Annotated in this window: 17 protein-coding genes; 6 read left to right on the plus strand and 11 right to left on the minus strand. The window is 54.6% G+C overall.

The window, feature by feature from the left end; all coding sequences use genetic code 11:
- Window positions 1–39: 39 nt before the first annotated feature.
- Window positions 40–486 (minus strand): DoxX family protein, encoded by a 447-nt coding sequence (locus tag C7476_RS04910; protein WP_114428779.1) that lies wholly within the window; start codon window positions 484–486, stop codon window positions 40–42.
- Between the two features lie 90 nt (window positions 487–576).
- Complete coding sequence (locus tag C7476_RS04915; RefSeq protein WP_114428780.1) at window positions 577–2,100, minus strand: sensor histidine kinase; 1,524 nt, start codon at window positions 2,098–2,100, stop codon at window positions 577–579.
- A 237-nt stretch (window positions 2,101–2,337) separates the two neighbouring features.
- Between C7476_RS04915 and C7476_RS04920 the strand changes: the two genes are divergently transcribed.
- From C7476_RS04920 to C7476_RS04935, 4 genes are all read left to right on the plus strand, one after another.
- A complete protein-coding gene (locus C7476_RS04920; RefSeq protein ID WP_181872347.1) occupies window positions 2,338–2,898 on the plus strand; it encodes a thermonuclease family protein in 561 nt (186 codons plus the stop codon).
- Entirely contained in the window at window positions 2,898–3,509 is a 612-nt protein-coding gene (locus tag C7476_RS04925) for a glutathione S-transferase family protein (protein ID WP_114428782.1), read from the plus strand. Before C7476_RS04920 ends, C7476_RS04925 begins: the two co-directional genes overlap by 1 nt.
- 23 nt (window positions 3,510–3,532) lie before the next feature.
- A complete protein-coding gene (locus C7476_RS04930; protein WP_114428783.1) occupies window positions 3,533–4,144 on the plus strand; it encodes a uracil-DNA glycosylase family protein in 612 nt (203 codons plus the stop codon).
- Between the two features lie 110 nt (window positions 4,145–4,254).
- Window positions 4,255–4,734 (plus strand): Lrp/AsnC family transcriptional regulator, encoded by a 480-nt coding sequence (locus tag C7476_RS04935; RefSeq protein ID WP_112528551.1) that lies wholly within the window; start codon window positions 4,255–4,257, stop codon window positions 4,732–4,734.
- A gap of 22 nt (window positions 4,735–4,756) precedes the next feature.
- On the opposite strand, the gene C7476_RS04940 is transcribed toward C7476_RS04935, so the two are convergent.
- Window positions 4,757–5,629 carry an NAD(P)-dependent oxidoreductase gene (locus C7476_RS04940; RefSeq protein WP_114428784.1) on the minus strand — a complete coding sequence of 291 codons (873 nt, stop codon included), beginning with the start codon at window positions 5,627–5,629 and terminating at the stop codon, window positions 4,757–4,759.
- A 57-nt stretch (window positions 5,630–5,686) separates the two neighbouring features.
- Here C7476_RS04940 and C7476_RS04945 point away from each other — a divergent pair, with 57 nt between their 5' ends.
- Window positions 5,687–8,146 carry a penicillin acylase family protein gene (locus C7476_RS04945; protein WP_114428785.1) on the plus strand — a complete coding sequence of 820 codons (2,460 nt, stop codon included), beginning with the start codon at window positions 5,687–5,689 and terminating at the stop codon, window positions 8,144–8,146.
- A gap of 1 nt (window position 8,147) precedes the next feature.
- Here C7476_RS04945 and C7476_RS04950 read toward each other — a convergent pair whose 3' ends face one another.
- The 8 genes from C7476_RS04950 to moaA all read right to left on the minus strand — a co-directional run bounded on the left by C7476_RS04950 (window position 8,148) and on the right by moaA (window position 14,661).
- Window positions 8,148–8,768 carry a glutathione S-transferase family protein gene (locus C7476_RS04950; RefSeq protein ID WP_114428786.1) on the minus strand — a complete coding sequence of 207 codons (621 nt, stop codon included), beginning with the start codon at window positions 8,766–8,768 and terminating at the stop codon, window positions 8,148–8,150.
- Between the two features lie 23 nt (window positions 8,769–8,791).
- On the minus strand, window positions 8,792–9,628 hold the full coding sequence (locus C7476_RS04955) for an ABC transporter permease (protein WP_114428787.1): 837 nt from the start codon (window positions 9,626–9,628) through the stop codon (window positions 8,792–8,794).
- Window positions 9,625–10,338 (minus strand): ABC transporter permease, encoded by a 714-nt coding sequence (locus C7476_RS04960; protein ID WP_114428788.1) that lies wholly within the window; start codon window positions 10,336–10,338, stop codon window positions 9,625–9,627. The genes C7476_RS04955 and C7476_RS04960 overlap by 4 nt, the downstream gene beginning before the upstream one ends.
- Window positions 10,339–10,467: 129 nt before the next feature.
- Entirely contained in the window at window positions 10,468–11,259 is a 792-nt protein-coding gene (locus C7476_RS04965) for an ABC transporter substrate-binding protein (RefSeq protein WP_114428789.1), read from the minus strand.
- Window positions 11,260–11,487: 228 nt separating this feature from the next.
- Window positions 11,488–12,006 (minus strand): molybdopterin-guanine dinucleotide biosynthesis protein B, encoded by a 519-nt coding sequence (gene mobB, locus C7476_RS04970; RefSeq protein WP_114428790.1) that lies wholly within the window; start codon window positions 12,004–12,006, stop codon window positions 11,488–11,490.
- The gene (gene mobA / locus C7476_RS04975) at window positions 12,003–12,635 is read right to left on the minus strand and encodes a molybdenum cofactor guanylyltransferase MobA (RefSeq protein WP_245426114.1); all 633 of its coding nucleotides are present in this window, start codon (window positions 12,633–12,635) and stop codon (window positions 12,003–12,005) included. Before mobA ends, mobB begins: the two co-directional genes overlap by 4 nt.
- A gap of 2 nt (window positions 12,636–12,637) precedes the next feature.
- Window positions 12,638–13,558: a DMT family transporter gene (locus C7476_RS04980; RefSeq protein ID WP_245426118.1), complete on the minus strand. Its 921-nt coding sequence runs from the start codon at window positions 13,556–13,558 to the stop codon at window positions 12,638–12,640.
- A gap of 113 nt (window positions 13,559–13,671) precedes the next feature.
- Window positions 13,672–14,661 (minus strand): GTP 3',8-cyclase MoaA, encoded by a 990-nt coding sequence (gene moaA, locus C7476_RS04985; RefSeq protein ID WP_114429031.1) that lies wholly within the window; start codon window positions 14,659–14,661, stop codon window positions 13,672–13,674.
- A 212-nt stretch (window positions 14,662–14,873) separates the two neighbouring features.
- Between moaA and C7476_RS04990 the strand changes: the two genes are divergently transcribed.
- A complete protein-coding gene (locus tag C7476_RS04990) occupies window positions 14,874–15,254 on the plus strand; it encodes a gamma-butyrobetaine hydroxylase family protein (protein ID WP_114428793.1) in 381 nt (126 codons plus the stop codon).
- Window positions 15,255–15,530 lie beyond the last annotated feature (276 nt).

The following is a 15,530-nucleotide window of genomic DNA, read 5'->3' on the forward strand; positions in this document are numbered from 1 at the left end:
AGGCCCGCAAAAGCGGGCCTTTTTTAGATGGGAGGGACTTCAAAACTCCTTGCCGATCCTTGCATCGAGGGAGTGGTTGTTTGCGCCACGAATGACGAAGAAAAACAGGATTGCCGTCCACAGGATAGATTTTTCCGAACCGCTCCAGCCCTGCCCCTGCACGAAGCCGTGGAAATATATGGTGACTGCAAGCACGATCGCCGTGGCGAACGCCGCGGGGCGCGTGAGCAAGCCGATTGTAAGTAGAATGCCACCAAGGAACTCGGTGGCGGCAAGAAGCGGCGACCAGAACACGCCCGGATAGAAGCCGAGACCTTCGACCATTCCCACCGAACCCATCGGATTGACGATCTTGCCCGACCCGTGCACAACGAGTGCGGCACCGGCCACCACTCGCAGGATCGTTTCCGAGATATCACCGAGAGCGGCATAGATGCCACCAAGGGCAGGGATTATCAAAGGACGGTTATTGCCGTTTGAATTCATTGAGAAATGTTCCGTTCATTGTTGCGCTGCCATGAGCAATGCAGGGCCGTTCACCAACGCGCAAATAACAATAAATTGAAGTTGAGTATTCTAGGCAGCTTTTTTCTGGAAAGGCTTGTTGTGCTTGGCCTGGGTGCCCTGAAGGACACGGCTGCGCGGGAAGGTAGCGAGCGCTTCCGTCCCTTCGCGCAATTTGGAGAACAGATGAAACTCGCCATCGTGGACGTGAACCAGCGCCTGAACGATAGGAAGACCGAGACCAGTTCCCTGTTCGGCGTTCTTGATTGCGATCGACCCTTGGCCGAAAGCTGAAAGAACGATGGGGATCTCTTCCGGCGGAATTCCTGGTCCAGTGTCGCGGACCGAAATGTATTGTCCACCTCCTGCGGTCCAGCCCACTTTGATATAGATCTTGCCGTTCGGAGGCGTGAACTTGACAGCATTGGCCATAAGGTTGAGCAATATCTGGCGAATAGAGCGCTCATCGGCCACCAGGCGCAGCATCCCGGTTTCGAACTGTGGTATCAGGGCGATATCCTTGTTGCGGGCCTTCAAATTCATCATGTGAATGCATTCGCTGGCAATATCGGTCAACAGCAGCGGCTCGTCATTGATCGAATATCGTCCTGCCTCGATCCGGCTCAGATCGAGTATTTCATTGATTAGATTGAGCAGATGTTCGCCTGATGCATGAATATCACTGGCATACTCCCGGTATGTCCCGTTCTGGATCGGCCCAAGTACTTCCTTTGCCATGACCTCCGAGAAGCCGAGGATAGCGTTGAGGGGCGTGCGCAGTTCGTGGCTCATCGAAGCCAGAAAACGCGACTTGGCGAGATTGGCTTCCTCTGCACGCCGTCTGCCTTCATCGGACATGGCGTTCGCCGTTTCGAGTTCGGCGATCAAAGCGTCTTTCTCAGCTTGCAATGCCAGAGTGATTGCAACCGATTGGTTGAGCCGGGTTGCAACCAGATAAAAAAAGGCGAGTCCGGCAACCAGCATGATCACCATCGTTGCCTGCACTGGATTATCAAAATGCGTCCAAGCCAGGAGGGTATAGGTCAGGACTGGTAAAGCGAATGCGGCTAAAATGGCCGCACGAAGCGCCGATGAAATAATCGCGGTAATCGCCATCACCAGAATAATGACCACGGCCTTGATCACCGGAAACAGATTGGAGCCGCAGGCTGTACATTCGAGAAAGGTGAAATAGGCCCATCCCAGACTAGTCATGAAATGGCCACCCAGATAGATCGCTTGCCATTTCCGGATTTCCTCGTTGGCCAACCCTGTTTTCTCCAGGTGGCGTGCGAGAAGCCCCAGTATCGCATAGAGTCCAATGGCGAAGCCGGCCCATAGGACGATCGTTCTGTCGAAACCGGTGAACACACCTATGACGACAATCATGGCTATCAGAAGCGGGATAGTCGCTGAGTTGATGATCAAGGCACGCGTATGCATGAAGAGCAGTTCGCGATCAAAATGATAGATGCCTGCGCGCTCCATCAGGCGTTCACGTGCTCCACGGATGACGACACTCAGATCCTTGTTACGCGGCAATTTGCGGCGATCAACAATGTTTTTGTCTGCACTGGTCGCGTCGAGTGATGCCATGCGCCTCGTTCCAGATATATCCATAGCTCTGCACTTGTGGCAGCATTGCACCGCAAGGCTATTCAGAAATGATTAACACTCCATCAAACCAATACAGCAAATGGTATCGATCGGATTAGCTCCAAGGGCCTATATGAACCTTCTTGTTGCGATGAAACGACGATGAACCGAGGGTACCGCAGCTATCGCCGCAGATGGCGGCGCCCGCCGGCGCCGCGTTCATTTGGGCGCAAACTGGTGGACTACAGCTTGATGGTGATCTTCTTTGTGCTGGTCGCCCTGCTGGCGGCGAAACTCAGTCAACCGAAAGCTCCGACACAATCGCTCGCGGGCAAGGCCTATGTCATTGACGGCGACACGCTTTCCATTTCAGGCAACCATATTCGTCTCCGGGGTATCGATGCTCCCGAGATTGAGCAGAGTTGTGGCGCCAATGCTTGCGGAAAAGCTGCCAGGCAGACGTTAGTTCAGCTGATCCAGGGCAGACCGGTTCGCTGCGACGGATATGGCCACGATAAATATAATCGCAGCCTGGCCATCTGCTTTATTGGCACGATAAATCTCAATCGTGCCATGGTTGAGGCTGGACAGGCGATCGCTTATGGCGATTATCGTGATGTAGAGCTCAAGGCTCGAAGAGACAAAAAAGGTCTGTGGTCCGGGAAATTTGAGATACCGCAAGATTGGCGCAGGGAGCATGAGCAGGTGCCGGAAGCGCCGCAACCTCAACCCAATCGTGCGCCGGATCTGATTGACCAATTCGTAGGATGGATCCGTGGTTTAGTTGGAGGACTCTGATGAAGCTTTACGATGGAGGGCGCGCGCCCAATCCACGCCGCATTCGTATTTTTATGGCGGAAAAGGGCATCGAGGTGCCCTTGGTGCCTATTGACATGACCGCCATGGAACACAAGACGCCTGAGTTTACAGCGCTCAATCCATTTCAGCGGCTACCGGCGCTTGAGCTCGACGACGGCATGGTTATCAGCGAATCAGTGGCTATCTCGCGTTATTTTGAGGAGTTGTATCCCGACCCGCCTTTGTTTGGCACGGGCGCCGTTGGCAAGGCGCAGGTGGAAATGTGGAATCGCCGCGCTGATCTCCATCTCCTCGTTGTCGTGATGGCAGCATTTCGCCATACGCACCCTGCTATGGTCGAATGGGAGGTCCCGCAGATCCCGGCTTGGGGCGAAGCCAACCGGCCGAGAGCGTTGGCGACGATGAAGATTATGGATGATCAACTCGCCGCGAGTGAATTCATAGCAGGTGATGACTTTTCGATTGCGGATATCACGCTGCTTGTGTCGATCGACTTTCTAAAACTTGCCAGGATACAAATGCCTGAGGAACTGGGCAACCTCCGGCGGTGGCACGCTGCCGTGTCGAGCCGTCCCAGCGCCAAAGCGTGAGATTTTAGAGCGATTTGCCGCCAATGCTCGATATCTTGTCGTCGGAAATCAAGGCGTGCCGGATATGCCGGGACGCTCCACGGTATGGCGCGCCACTGCCGGATGAACCCAATCCGGTGTGTGTGCTCTCTGCGACAGCGCGCATTGTCATTTGCGGGCAAGCGCCGGGCATTCGCGTGCACAACACTGGTTTGCCGTTCAACGATCCTTCAGGGGTCCGATTGCGTGACTGGCTTGGTGTCGATCGCGAAACATTCTACGATCCGGACAAGTTCGCCATTGTCCCGATGGGATTTTGCTTTCCGGGCTATGACGCGCATGGCAGCGATCTTCCCCCTCGGCGCGAATGCCGCGAAACATGGCATGATCGTGTGTTTCATTCCATGCCGCAGATCGAACTTGTTCTGACGATCGGCCAATATGCGCAGGCCTATCATCTCGGAAGCCGTCGCCGCGCCAGTATGACCGCAACGGTGTTGAACTGGCGTGATTACTTCGAGCCAGAATCGGGGCGGTCAATTCTCCCGCTTCCGCATCCCTCCTGGCGCAACAGCTCCTGGCTGAAAAAGAACCCCTGGTTCGCGCGAGACGTTCTCCCCTTGCTTCAGGAAAAGGTCAGAATTCTAACTTCATAGGCTTTAGGACGAAATTTTTGCTGGGTTTGAAAAGTTTAGAATAATTTTCTTGTACGGTGGCGGATTATCAGACCATAAAGTATCTCATTCCAATGGGACTGTAAGCAAACATGGACAGACTCGATCGAAAAATACTTCGTCTTTTGCAAGAGGATGCAACGCTTGCCGTAGCGGACGTTGCCAAGAAAGTCGGACTTTCGACAACGCCTTGCTGGCGCCGCATCCAGAAGCTGGAAGAAGATGGTGTGATTCAGCGACGTGTCGCCATTCTGGATCCTGTCCGCGTCAATACGCGAGTCACAGTCTTCGTCTCGATCCGTACTGGATCTCACAGCAATGAATGGCTGAAGCGCTTCTCCGAAGTTGTTCAGGAGTTCCCGGAAGTGGTTGAATTCTATCGCATGAGCGGCGACGTCGACTATCTCCTGCGCGTCGTCGTGCCGGATATCGCTGCCTATGATGCGGTCTACAAGCGCCTGATCAGCAAGATAGACATTCGGGATGTCTCGTCTGCGTTCGCCATGGAGCAGATCAAATACACCACCGAATTGCCGCTCGATTACATGAGCATCGAGAAGGAGTCGAACTGAGGCTATAGCTCGCGCGACTGGATTACTTTTTCTCCAGTCGCGCCAGCAGAGATGACGTATCCCAGCGTTTGCCGCCCATAACCTGAACATCCTTGTAGAACTGATCGACCAACGCAGTTACCGGCAATTTGGCATTGTTGCGGTTGGCTTCGGCGAGGCAGATGCCGAGGTCCTTGCGCATCCAGTCGACCGCAAAGCCGAAATCATACTTTCCGGCATTCATTGTCTTGTGGCGGTTTTCCATCTGCCACGAACCGGCGGCGCCTTTGGAAATCACCTCGATGACTTTTTCGATATCGAGACCGGCTTGTTTACCGAAGTGAATGCCTTCCGCAAGACCCTGGACCAACCCTGCAATACAGATCTGATTGATCATTTTGGTCAATTGTCCGGCACCGGCCGGTCCCATCAGACCAACCATCTTGGCGAAGGACTCGATGACCGGTTTTGCCTTGTCGAATGCGTCTTGTTCGCCACCGACCATAACGGTAAGCGCACCATTTTCGGCGCCCGCCTGACCACCGGATACGGGAGCATCGAGAAAGTGGAAGCCATGCTCGCGGGCTTTCGTGTCGAGTTCCCGGGCAACTTCAGCGGAGGCTGTAGTGTTGTCGATGAAAATGGCGCCTTTCTTCATCGACTGGAATGCGCCGTTTTCACCGATCGTCACCGCGCGCAGATCATCATCATTGCCAACACATGAGAAGACGAAATCTTTGTCCTTTGCCGCTTCCTCCGGCGTTGGCCCGTAGGCGCCACCAAATTGCTGGGCCCATTTCTTTGCCTTCTCGCTGCTGCGATTGAAGACTGTAACGTCATGGCCGCCGCGCGATTTCAAATGACCCGCCATCGGATATCCCATGACGCCAAGACCAATAAAAGCGACTGTTGCCATTCCCTAGTTTCCTCTGTCAGATAGGCCGTGTGATGAGCATCGGGGGACGTTAGGACAATGCGGCGGATCATCAAAGGCCTATTATGGATTGTTTTCTCTCTCATCCCCATCGCATTGCTCGGCACGGTCCTCGGTTATGTCTGGCTCGCGCGCTCGGTAGCGCCCGCCACCGGCGAGATGGTGCTTGCGGGTTTATCCGCGCCGGTCACTGTCACGCGCGACAAGAATGCGGTCCCGCATATTAGCGGTAACTCGGTTGAAGACGTTCTGACCGCTCTTGGCTTTGTTCATGCGCAGGAACGCCTCTGGCAAATGGAAGTGAACCGCATGGCGGGACAGGGACGCCTGTCCGAGCTTTTCGGCGACAAGACCATCTTCACTGACCGCTTCATCCGCTCGATCGGCCTCTATGAATCGGCCCAAAGCTCCGCCGCGTCGCTGGACGAGGCGGACCGGAAGAAGATTGACGCATATCTGCTTGGAATCAATGCGTTTATTGCCGAAGCGGGGTCGACATTTGGTTCCAAATATTCGCCGGAATTTGTCATACTGGGCCATACACCGGAAAAATGGACTCCCGCTGACGTTATTGTGACGTTGAAATTGATGTCGGTGACACTGGCCGCCAACATCGATGACGAAGTGTTGAGATTGAAGTTTGCCCGTCTTGGCATGAGCGATGCGGAGATCATCGATTTGCTGCCGCCGGTGCCGGGTGATACGCCACCGTCTTTGCCGGACCTGCGCCAGGTTCTCGGATTACCCAGCGGCACTCTCAAGGCGGGCGCTGCGGAAGCGGAAAGACAGTTTGCGACGTTGAACGACATTATGTCCACCGGCGCTTCGAACAATTGGGTCGTAGGTGGCGCCCGAACCGAGACCGGGAAGCCAATACTAGCCAATGATCCGCATTTAGGCCTGACGGCACCCTCTCTCTGGTATCTTGCGCACCTGCAGGTCAAGAATGACGATGGATTGTCGAAAAACCTCGTCGGCGTGACTCTGCCGGGAGCACCCTTGGTGTTGCTCGGACGTAATGACAAGGTGGCGTGGGGCTTCACAAATACCGGATCCGATGTTCAGGACATTTTTGTTGAGAGGATCAATCCCGCCAATCCCGATGAATACCAGACACCTCAGGGTTTCTCACCTTTCGAAAGAAAACCCGTATCCATCAAGGTCAAAGGCAGCGACACCGTAACCTTTGACCGCAGGACCACACGTCATGGTCCGGTCTTGCCTGCGGATTATCGTGGGCTCGATCATTATCTACCGGATGGCACTGTTGCAGCCTTGTCCTGGACTGCTTTGGCTGGCGATGACAAGACCATCTCGGCCGGATTGAAGCTTTGGGACTTCGCGAATGTCGCTGATTTTCAGAACGGGATGCGCGACTTCGTAACGCCGATGCAGTCAATCGTGATCGCAGATGCCGATGGAAATATCGGCCTGATTGCTCCCGGCAGGGTGCCTGTGCGTGATCCTGCCAATCAAATCATAGGACGAGCACCATCCCCGGGTTGGGACTCCACCTATGATTGGAAGAGCTTTATTCCCTATGAGCAATTGCCACGGGTCTACAATCCCGCGGACAATGTTCTGGCAACTGCGAATACGAAGATTGTCGATGCGAGTTATCCGCATTTCCTCACCTTCGACTGGGACGAACCTTGGCGCTTCGAGCGTATCAAAACGCTAATCTACGGTGCGAACCAGCAGACGCTGGAGACCAACAGCAAGGTTCAGGGGGACGCCTTGGACAGTGCTTACGCTGCGTTGGCTCCCGTCATGCTGAGACTGGTCGATGGACGGAATGATGTCGACCTCGATATTACCAAACAGTTGCAGGCCTGGGATTTTGTCGAGGACCGCAAGCGCATCGAGCCGCTGCTGTTCAGTGCCTGGCTGAGGATGGCGACGAAGCGTATTCTTGAAGACGATCTTGGCGACGCCTTTCCATCCTACTGGCAGGGCCATGTCGACGCCATGTTGCGCTGGCTCGGCCCAAACCCGGCGCGCGATTGGTGCGATGACGGCCGCACGCCGGAGAAAGAGAGTTGCGGCGATATTCTTGCACTGTCACTCGCCGATGCGATCAAGGATCTGGAGACACGTCTTGGTTCAGACCGGTCCAAATGGACTTGGGGCACGTTGCATTATGCTTATGGAGCACACCGGCCATTTTCACAAGTTAGCCCCCTCGACCAACTCTTCAATGTCACCGTACCTGTGTCGGGCGGTGCCTATACGCTGAATCGCGGCAAGTCGTCGTTTATGGATGAAAGCAATCCGTTCCGCGTGGCGCACGGCACCAGCTATCGTGGGCTGTTCGACCTCTCCGATCTCAATCGCTCGACCTATATCCAGACGACTGGCCAGTCTGGAAATGTATTTTCATCGAACTATCGTGATTTCGCTCAAAAGTGGGCTGACACGGAGGCCATCACCATTCCCACCGATGAGCGAGACTATCAGGACGGTTTGCTCGGCGTGTGGCACGTGAAGCCAGAAGAATGATCTAGGTGAGGGCGGTCATCACCGTCTTCTGGTAGGCAGGACGCAGCTTCAAACGTTCATACCAGGATTCAAGATGGGGATGATCCGGGCGCTCAATAGGCATTTCGAACCAAGCATAGGCAAAGCAGCCCACGGGAATATCGCCAATGCCGAACTGTGAGCCTGACAGATAGGGCTGCGAGGCAAGCGCGGTATCAACAATAGCGAATAGTCTGCCACAAGCCTGAAGTCCTTTTTCCATAGCTGCATTATCGCGTTCTTCTGCTGACATACGCACCCGATTCCAGAACAAGTCGCGGAAAGGACCGGCTAGGGTGGACGTCGCCCAGTCCATCCATCGTTCCGCTTTCGCCCGCGTTGCTGCATCATCGATATAGAGCGTCGACTGTCCATACTGTGCGGCGAGATAGCGAACGATCGTGTTACTCTCCCACAGCACCAGATCCTTGTCCTCCAGCGTCGGTACCAGTCCGTTCGGGTTCATTGCCCGATAGGCAGGATCGGATACAACGCCATAAGCGCCTCCTGCAGGGATGTTTTCGTAAGGAACGCCGACTTCTTCGGCGGCCCAAAGCGCCTTCTTGACGTTGGTCGAGTTGGTACGGCCCCAGATTTTAAGCATGGCAGATTCTCTTTGGTTTGGTCTCAGCGTATGAGATGACGCGTGATGCGACGCTCCAACCAATCCCAGATATGTCGAATGATTTCCACCAAAATCAGATAAATGATTGCAGCCCAGAGATAGGCCTGGAAATCGAACGTTCTCGAATAGGCGAGGCGGGTGTAACCCATCAGATCGTAGACTGTGATCAGCGCAACAATTGCTGAACCCTTGATCATCAGGATGATCTCGTTACCATAGGGCCGCAATGCCACGATCAGAGCTTGCGGCAGGATAACCTTCCAGAATGTAACGAATTTGGAGATACCGAGCGACGCCGCTCCTTCCCATTGGCCGAGCGAAACGCTGCGAACCGCGCCACGCAATATTTCAGCCTGGTAAGCGGCTGTGTTGAGTGCAAACGCCAGTAGAGCGCAGTACCAAGCCTCACGGAAAAACGTCCAGAGACCAACTGCTTCCAGTTGGGGCTTGAATGATCCGAGGCCGTAGTAAAACAGAAAGACTTGCGCGATGAGCGGTGTTCCCCGGAAGAAATAGACGTAGGCGTAGGCGATGGACGATGCGATGCGGTTTTTGCTCATCCGGCCAAGGGCCACCGGTACCGAAATCAACGCGCCGAGCAGGATCGACGACCCTACAAGCCCGATCGTGGTCTTGAGGCCCGCAAGATATGTGGGGCCGTATTTCTGTATGAGCTCGGGGTTCCAGGCACTGTAGAGATAGACCAGTAGACCTGCGAGAAGAGCGATCCAAAGACTGACAAGCAGATGGCCGACGACCCGGCTTCGGGTCCATTTTTTTGGCGGCGCCGGAGGACGCATAACGGTCGCTGGCCGTGCGTTGATGAAGCTTTCCGTCATCGCTTTGCCCCGCTCTTGGCCGATGAGCGTTCGATCGCATCGATGACAAAGGACGAAAGAATGGCGAGCACGAGATAGATCATGCAGGCTGCACCAAAGAACAGGAAGGCGTGCTTCGTAACACGAGCCGCAACGCCGGTCTGGCGCAATATATCCGCAAGTCCAATGGCCGAAACCAGGGCTGTGTCCTTGAGCAGGATCATCCACAGATTAGCCAGCCCAGGGAGCGCGATGCGGATCAATTGCGGTAGTATGACCTTGCGCATCGTCTGACCGCTGGAAAGTCCAATGGCATAGCCGCCCTCATACTGGCCCTTCGGTATCGCACGGAATGCGGAAAGGAACACTTCGCTGGCATAGGATGAAAACACGGCGCCTAGCGCGAACATGCCGGCAATGAATGAATTGATTCCAATCGTGCCTTGGTAACCAAGCAGCTGCCCCAGCTTCTGAATGCCGATCTGCGCGCCGAAATAGACTACGAACAAGGTGAGGAGCTCAGGCAGGCCCCGAAAAATAGTCGTGTACATGTTTGCTGCGAGTTTGACAGAACGTTCGGGTGATTGCTTGCCAAGTGCGACGAAGAAGCCGATCGCCAAGCCCACCGGTAATGTGGCCAGCGCGAGACTGACTGTCACCAGAACGCCGCTTGCAATGCTCGGGCCCCAACCGCCCTCGCCAAAACCCAGTAACGCTATTGAGCCTTCCATAGGCAACTTTCATATTTGCGGGCTGTTCCCCATGGCTCTTTTTCTGAGCCCGCCCGTCATTTTTATTCAAAGTCGTGGATGGCGGTGTGATCCGCCATCTACATTTCATACCAAGTCAGTGCGTTCGGCTCAATCCTCGCCGCCGTAAACGTCGATCTTGAAGTACTTGTCGTTGATTTCCTTGTACTTTCCGTTTGCACGGATCGCCGCAATGGCCGTGGTGAATTTGTCGGCCAGCGCTGTATTGCCCTTCTTGACCGTCACGCCGGCACCTGGGCCGTGGATTGCGGGATCAGGCGTAATCGTGCCAAGGAGCTTGCAGCAAGAGCCGGCGTCGCTATCGAGCCACTGGCCCAAAACAACGACGTCATCCATAACGGCATCGATGCGGCCATTGGAGATATCAAGCTTGTACTCGTCCGAAGTCGGATACATCTTGATATCCGAACCACTATACTTGGCTTGGGCGTAATTCGAATGGCTGGTCGACCCTTGCACACCCAGAGTTTTGCCCTTCAGGGAGTCTGGTGTGATGTCCTTGATATCGGAATCCTTCGGTACGGCAATCGCCGGTGGCGTGTTGTAGTACTTCTTCGAGAAGTCGACTTTCTCCAGGCGTTCGGGCGTAATCGACATGGACGCAATGATCGCATCGAACTTGCCTGCCTGTAGAGCCGGAATCATGCCATCCCAATCCTGGGATACCCATGTGCATTCGGCTTTCATTTCTGTGCAAAGCGCATTGCCGATATCGATGTCGAAGCCTTCAAGCTTGCCGTCGGGGGTCAGATTGTTGAAGGGCGGATAGGCTCCTTCGGACGCGATTGTGAGTTTCAGTGCGTCCTGCGCGTGTGCCGCGCCCATGGAAAAGGCTAGAGCTGCAGCGGAAATCGCGAGTACGAGACGCTTAGTGGTACGCATTTATTTGAACCTCTCTTTTATAACCCGGCTGTTCCCCTATTTTTCTGGACAGCCTTCCGGGTAAGGTCGCAGTTTATGTCACTGCTCCTGACATGGATATTCCCACTAGTTCTCTTTTAATTGCAACCGGGAATCGTGCGTCGCCGAGCGAATATGATGGTCAAAATCACATAATTATTTTGGGCGTTATACTTTTGTTGCGCACGCATTAGGTGAAAACGTTATTTTCTAACGCTCCTGTTGCGAAAGCTCTGTTTCGCGTTCAATCAAATCGGCCAAGGCAGCAATATCATCAAGTTCGTAGACCGGGACTTTCTCGTCCGGAATGGGGTAATCGCTGGCGATTGCAACGATGCTTGGATCGCCTGTCGTCAATCGTTCCCCTGACCGGCCTTCGGTACGGCGGGTTTCGATCTTCTTGTGCCCCTCGCGCTTGTAGCCTTCGACCAGGATAAGATCACAGGGCGCGAAACGGGCAATGATATCAGTCAGCGTCGGTTCGCCTTCATTCACCAGCTCATGCATGAGCGCCCAGCGGCGATCCGAGACGATGGCCACTTCGCCGGCACCTGCCTTGCGGTGACGAAACGAGTCAGTGCCCTCCTTGTCGATATCGAAATCGTGATGGGCATGCTTCACGGTCGAAACCTTCCAGCCCCGGCGGGTCAATTCGTCGACGAGTTTGACGGTCAGCGTGGTTTTTCCCGAGTTCTTCCAGCCGGTTATCCCGAATATGCGAGGCGTCATGGTACAGCACTCCACCGCTCCCGGGCTTCGGCAATATCTTCGGGTGTATTGATGTTGAAGAACGGGTCGAGAGACGCTCCGGATTGCGTTGTCATGATCGGGAATTCCGCAATCTTGTGCGGATGGCCCTCGATCCAGGCAACGACACGGCGGTTCTTTTCGTTGCTCAACCAACGGCGAAGATCGCTCTTGAGGAAAACTGGCCAGAGGCCGAAAACCGGGTGCAGCCTGTTTCCAGAAGCTGCGACACCTATGTGCCCTCGGGGAGCATCTGCGACAGCTTGGCGTAATGTATCAACAAGATTGTCGGGAAAGAATGGCGTGTCCGTTGCCACCGTCACAATGTGGGTGAACGGCAGCGCCTGATTGTTTGCCCACTCCATCGCAGCCAGAACTCCGGCAAGGGGCCCGGCAAACCCGTCAATGTCGTCGGGGATCACGGGAACCGGCAATTCCGAAAATAGTGTCGGCTCGTTATTGCTGTTCAAAGCTACCGGTTCGATCTGCCGCGACAAACGCGCATAGACATGATCGATCACGCGCCGGTCGCCAAACGGCAGCAATGCCTTGTCAACTCCGTCCATCCTTCGCGATTGACCGCCAGCCAGTATTATACCCGCAATTCTCACGTCTAGACTCCATCAGGCGACGTCGCCGCCGCCGTTGTCGTTGCGACCGGCTTCAACCGGCCGACGATGCGCTCACGGTAAAGGGTATAAAGGCCGCTGCCAATCACAACGATGGAGCCGATGATCATGGGGACATCCGGCAGATCGCCAAAAAACAGATAGCCGAGCAAGATTGCCCAGATAAGACTGGTGTAGCGGAATGGAGCAACGAAGGCGATTTCGCCTTCCCGCATGGCTAGAATGATGAAGTGATACGCAACCATGACGCAGCAGGCCGCAAGTGTCAGCAGCAAGATGTTTGTCAGTGACATCGGCGTCCATCCGCCCAGCGGGCCGATCATGCCTATTCCGGCAAGTCCCACACCTATCGAGGTTAACGCGGAGATCATCAGTACCGGGATAGTTTTCGGGACCTTGCGTGTCGCCAGATCACGCATCGAGGCAAAAATCACTGTGACAACGATCAGAAGAATGTATGGGCTGACACCGTTATGGCTCGGCCGAACGATTATCAGTACGCCGATGAATCCAATAATGATTGCAATCCAACGCCGCCAGCCGACCGGCTCACCAAAGAACAGCGCCGCTCCGAGGGTCACCACTAGGGGCAGGGCCTGCAGAATTGCCGAGGTCAGTGCGAGAGGCACATGAACCAGGGCGACAAGGAAGCTGACCGTGCCCACCACTTCGCCGATGACGCGCAAGATGGTCATTTTATGCAGGGCTTCACGCAGCGGAACCAGCATGCCCTTATGCCAGGCGAGAGCAAGGATAAGAATGGTTGAAATCGAGCTGCGTACGAGCATGACTTGGCCCATGTTCATGTCTTCCGCAACGAATTTGACCGTTGCATCGTTGAACGTGAAACTGGCCATGCCGATGGCCATGAAAAGACTGCCACGCAAATTGGGAGATAGCGCCAAGATGTCAATTCCGAATGAGAAAGCGATTCTCCTCCAGAATCGCTTCTTTAGATATATCAATCTGTGCTGATCAGTGCATCTGGAATGTTCTGGCGAGGTGGGAGCCCGAGGCTCTAACCTCCTGTGACGCTCATGTGGCGGGAGACGGCAGGGCGATTGTGACGGCGGTCGATAATAAAATCATGGCCCTTCGGCTTGCGGCCGATTGCTTCGTCAATGGCAGAATTCAGAAGTTCGTTACCTTCTGACGCACGCAATGGTTCACGCAGGTCAGCAGCGTCTTCCTGGCCGAGGCACATGTAAAGCGTGCCGGTGCAGGTCAGACGTACCCGGTTGCAGCTCTCGCAGAAATTGTGTGTCATCGGTGTGATGAAGCCGACACGCCCGCCGGTTTCCTCGATCTCGACATAGCGCGCGGGCCCGCCGGTCTTGTAGGCGATGTCGTTCAAGGTGAACTCTTCGCTGAGTTTGGCCCGAAGCAGCGACAGAGGCAGGTACTGGTCTGTACGATCGAGATCGATTTCACCCATTGGCATGGTTTCGATCAGCGTCAAGTCCATACCGCGGCCATGAGCCCAGCGAATCATCTCTGGAATCTCGTGATCGTTGAAGCCTTTAAGAGCGACTGCATTCAGCTTGACTTTGATGCCGGCTTCTTGCGCAGCGTTGATGCCTTCCATAACCCGGCTGAAGTCACCCCAGCGAGTAATGGCACGGAATTTCTCAGGATCCAGTGTATCCAGCGATACGTTTATACGTTGGACGCCATGGCCGGCCAACTCAGGCGCAAAGCGTGCGAGCTGCGAGCCGTTCGTGGTGAGGGTCAACTCTTCGAGCGCACCCGACTGCAGATGACGTGAAAGCTCTCCGATCAGATGAATGATATTCTTGCGAACCAGCGGCTCCCCGCCCGTAAGACGCAGTTTTTTCACGCCCTTCTCGATGAATGCCGTGCAAAGCCGATCCAGTTCCTCTAGCGTCAGCAGATCCTTCTTTGGCAGGAACGTCATGTGTTCCGACATGCAATACGTGCACCGGAAATCGCAGCGATCCGTCACCGATACGCGCAAATAGCTGATCGTTCGCCCGAAAGGGTCGATCATGGGGGCCTGATGTGCCGTCGTATCGAGCAATGCAAGGTGATCCAAGAGCTTCCTCCTACCAAAGAGATAGGGTGCCGGCTTCCAATTGTCCAGCCGTCGGACAAGACAACCGCCGAGATTCAATTATAGCACTTTTCGTACCGCCACGATTTGCTAGCTTGCGGGGATCGATCCTTGTTCTTACAGAAGAGGGAGCACGAGGAGCGTTCGCGATGACTGATGCCTGGCCCAAAGAACTACGCGTAAGCAAAGACCGCCGATCACTCACGATCGTCTTCGACAATGGCGAAAGCTATGTGCTTACGTCGGAGCTTTTGCGGGTTGCATCACCTTCGGCGGAAGTACAAGGGCACTCACCCGAACAGCGCCAGACGGTGCCAGGCAAAATAAATGTCGAGATTGCCAAGATGGAACCCGTTGGAAATTATGCCGTGCGCATCATTTTCGACGATATGCACGATACCGGCCTGTTCAGTTGGGACTATTTGATCGATCTTGGCCGTAACAAGGATATACGCTGGCAGGCCTATCTCGATGAACTTACCGAGAAGGGTTTAAGCCGCGAACCATTCACGCCGAGGCGAGTGACCTGAGTTACTTCAAGATAATGTCATGCGAATGCAGCCCGAGCAATTCCAGAACCATAGGTTGCAGGAGATGACACGAACATACGCGCAGTGGGCGAGTGGTCCGATGGCCATTGCCGCCTTGGCGTTCGCGTTGACCCGCAAGAAATATTCTCTTGCTAAGTGTATTCCACGCATTTGCGGGTAGCATTAAAGAATTCATTCCAAGAACTGCTAAACACAACAGCGACATGCTGAAAAACTAGTTTACCTTGTTCTCCAATTCGATGCAGTGCCTCGATT

It is taken from the genome of Phyllobacterium bourgognense, from assembly GCF_003337575.1.
Classification (GTDB): Bacteria; Pseudomonadota; Alphaproteobacteria; order Rhizobiales; family Rhizobiaceae; genus Phyllobacterium; species Phyllobacterium bourgognense.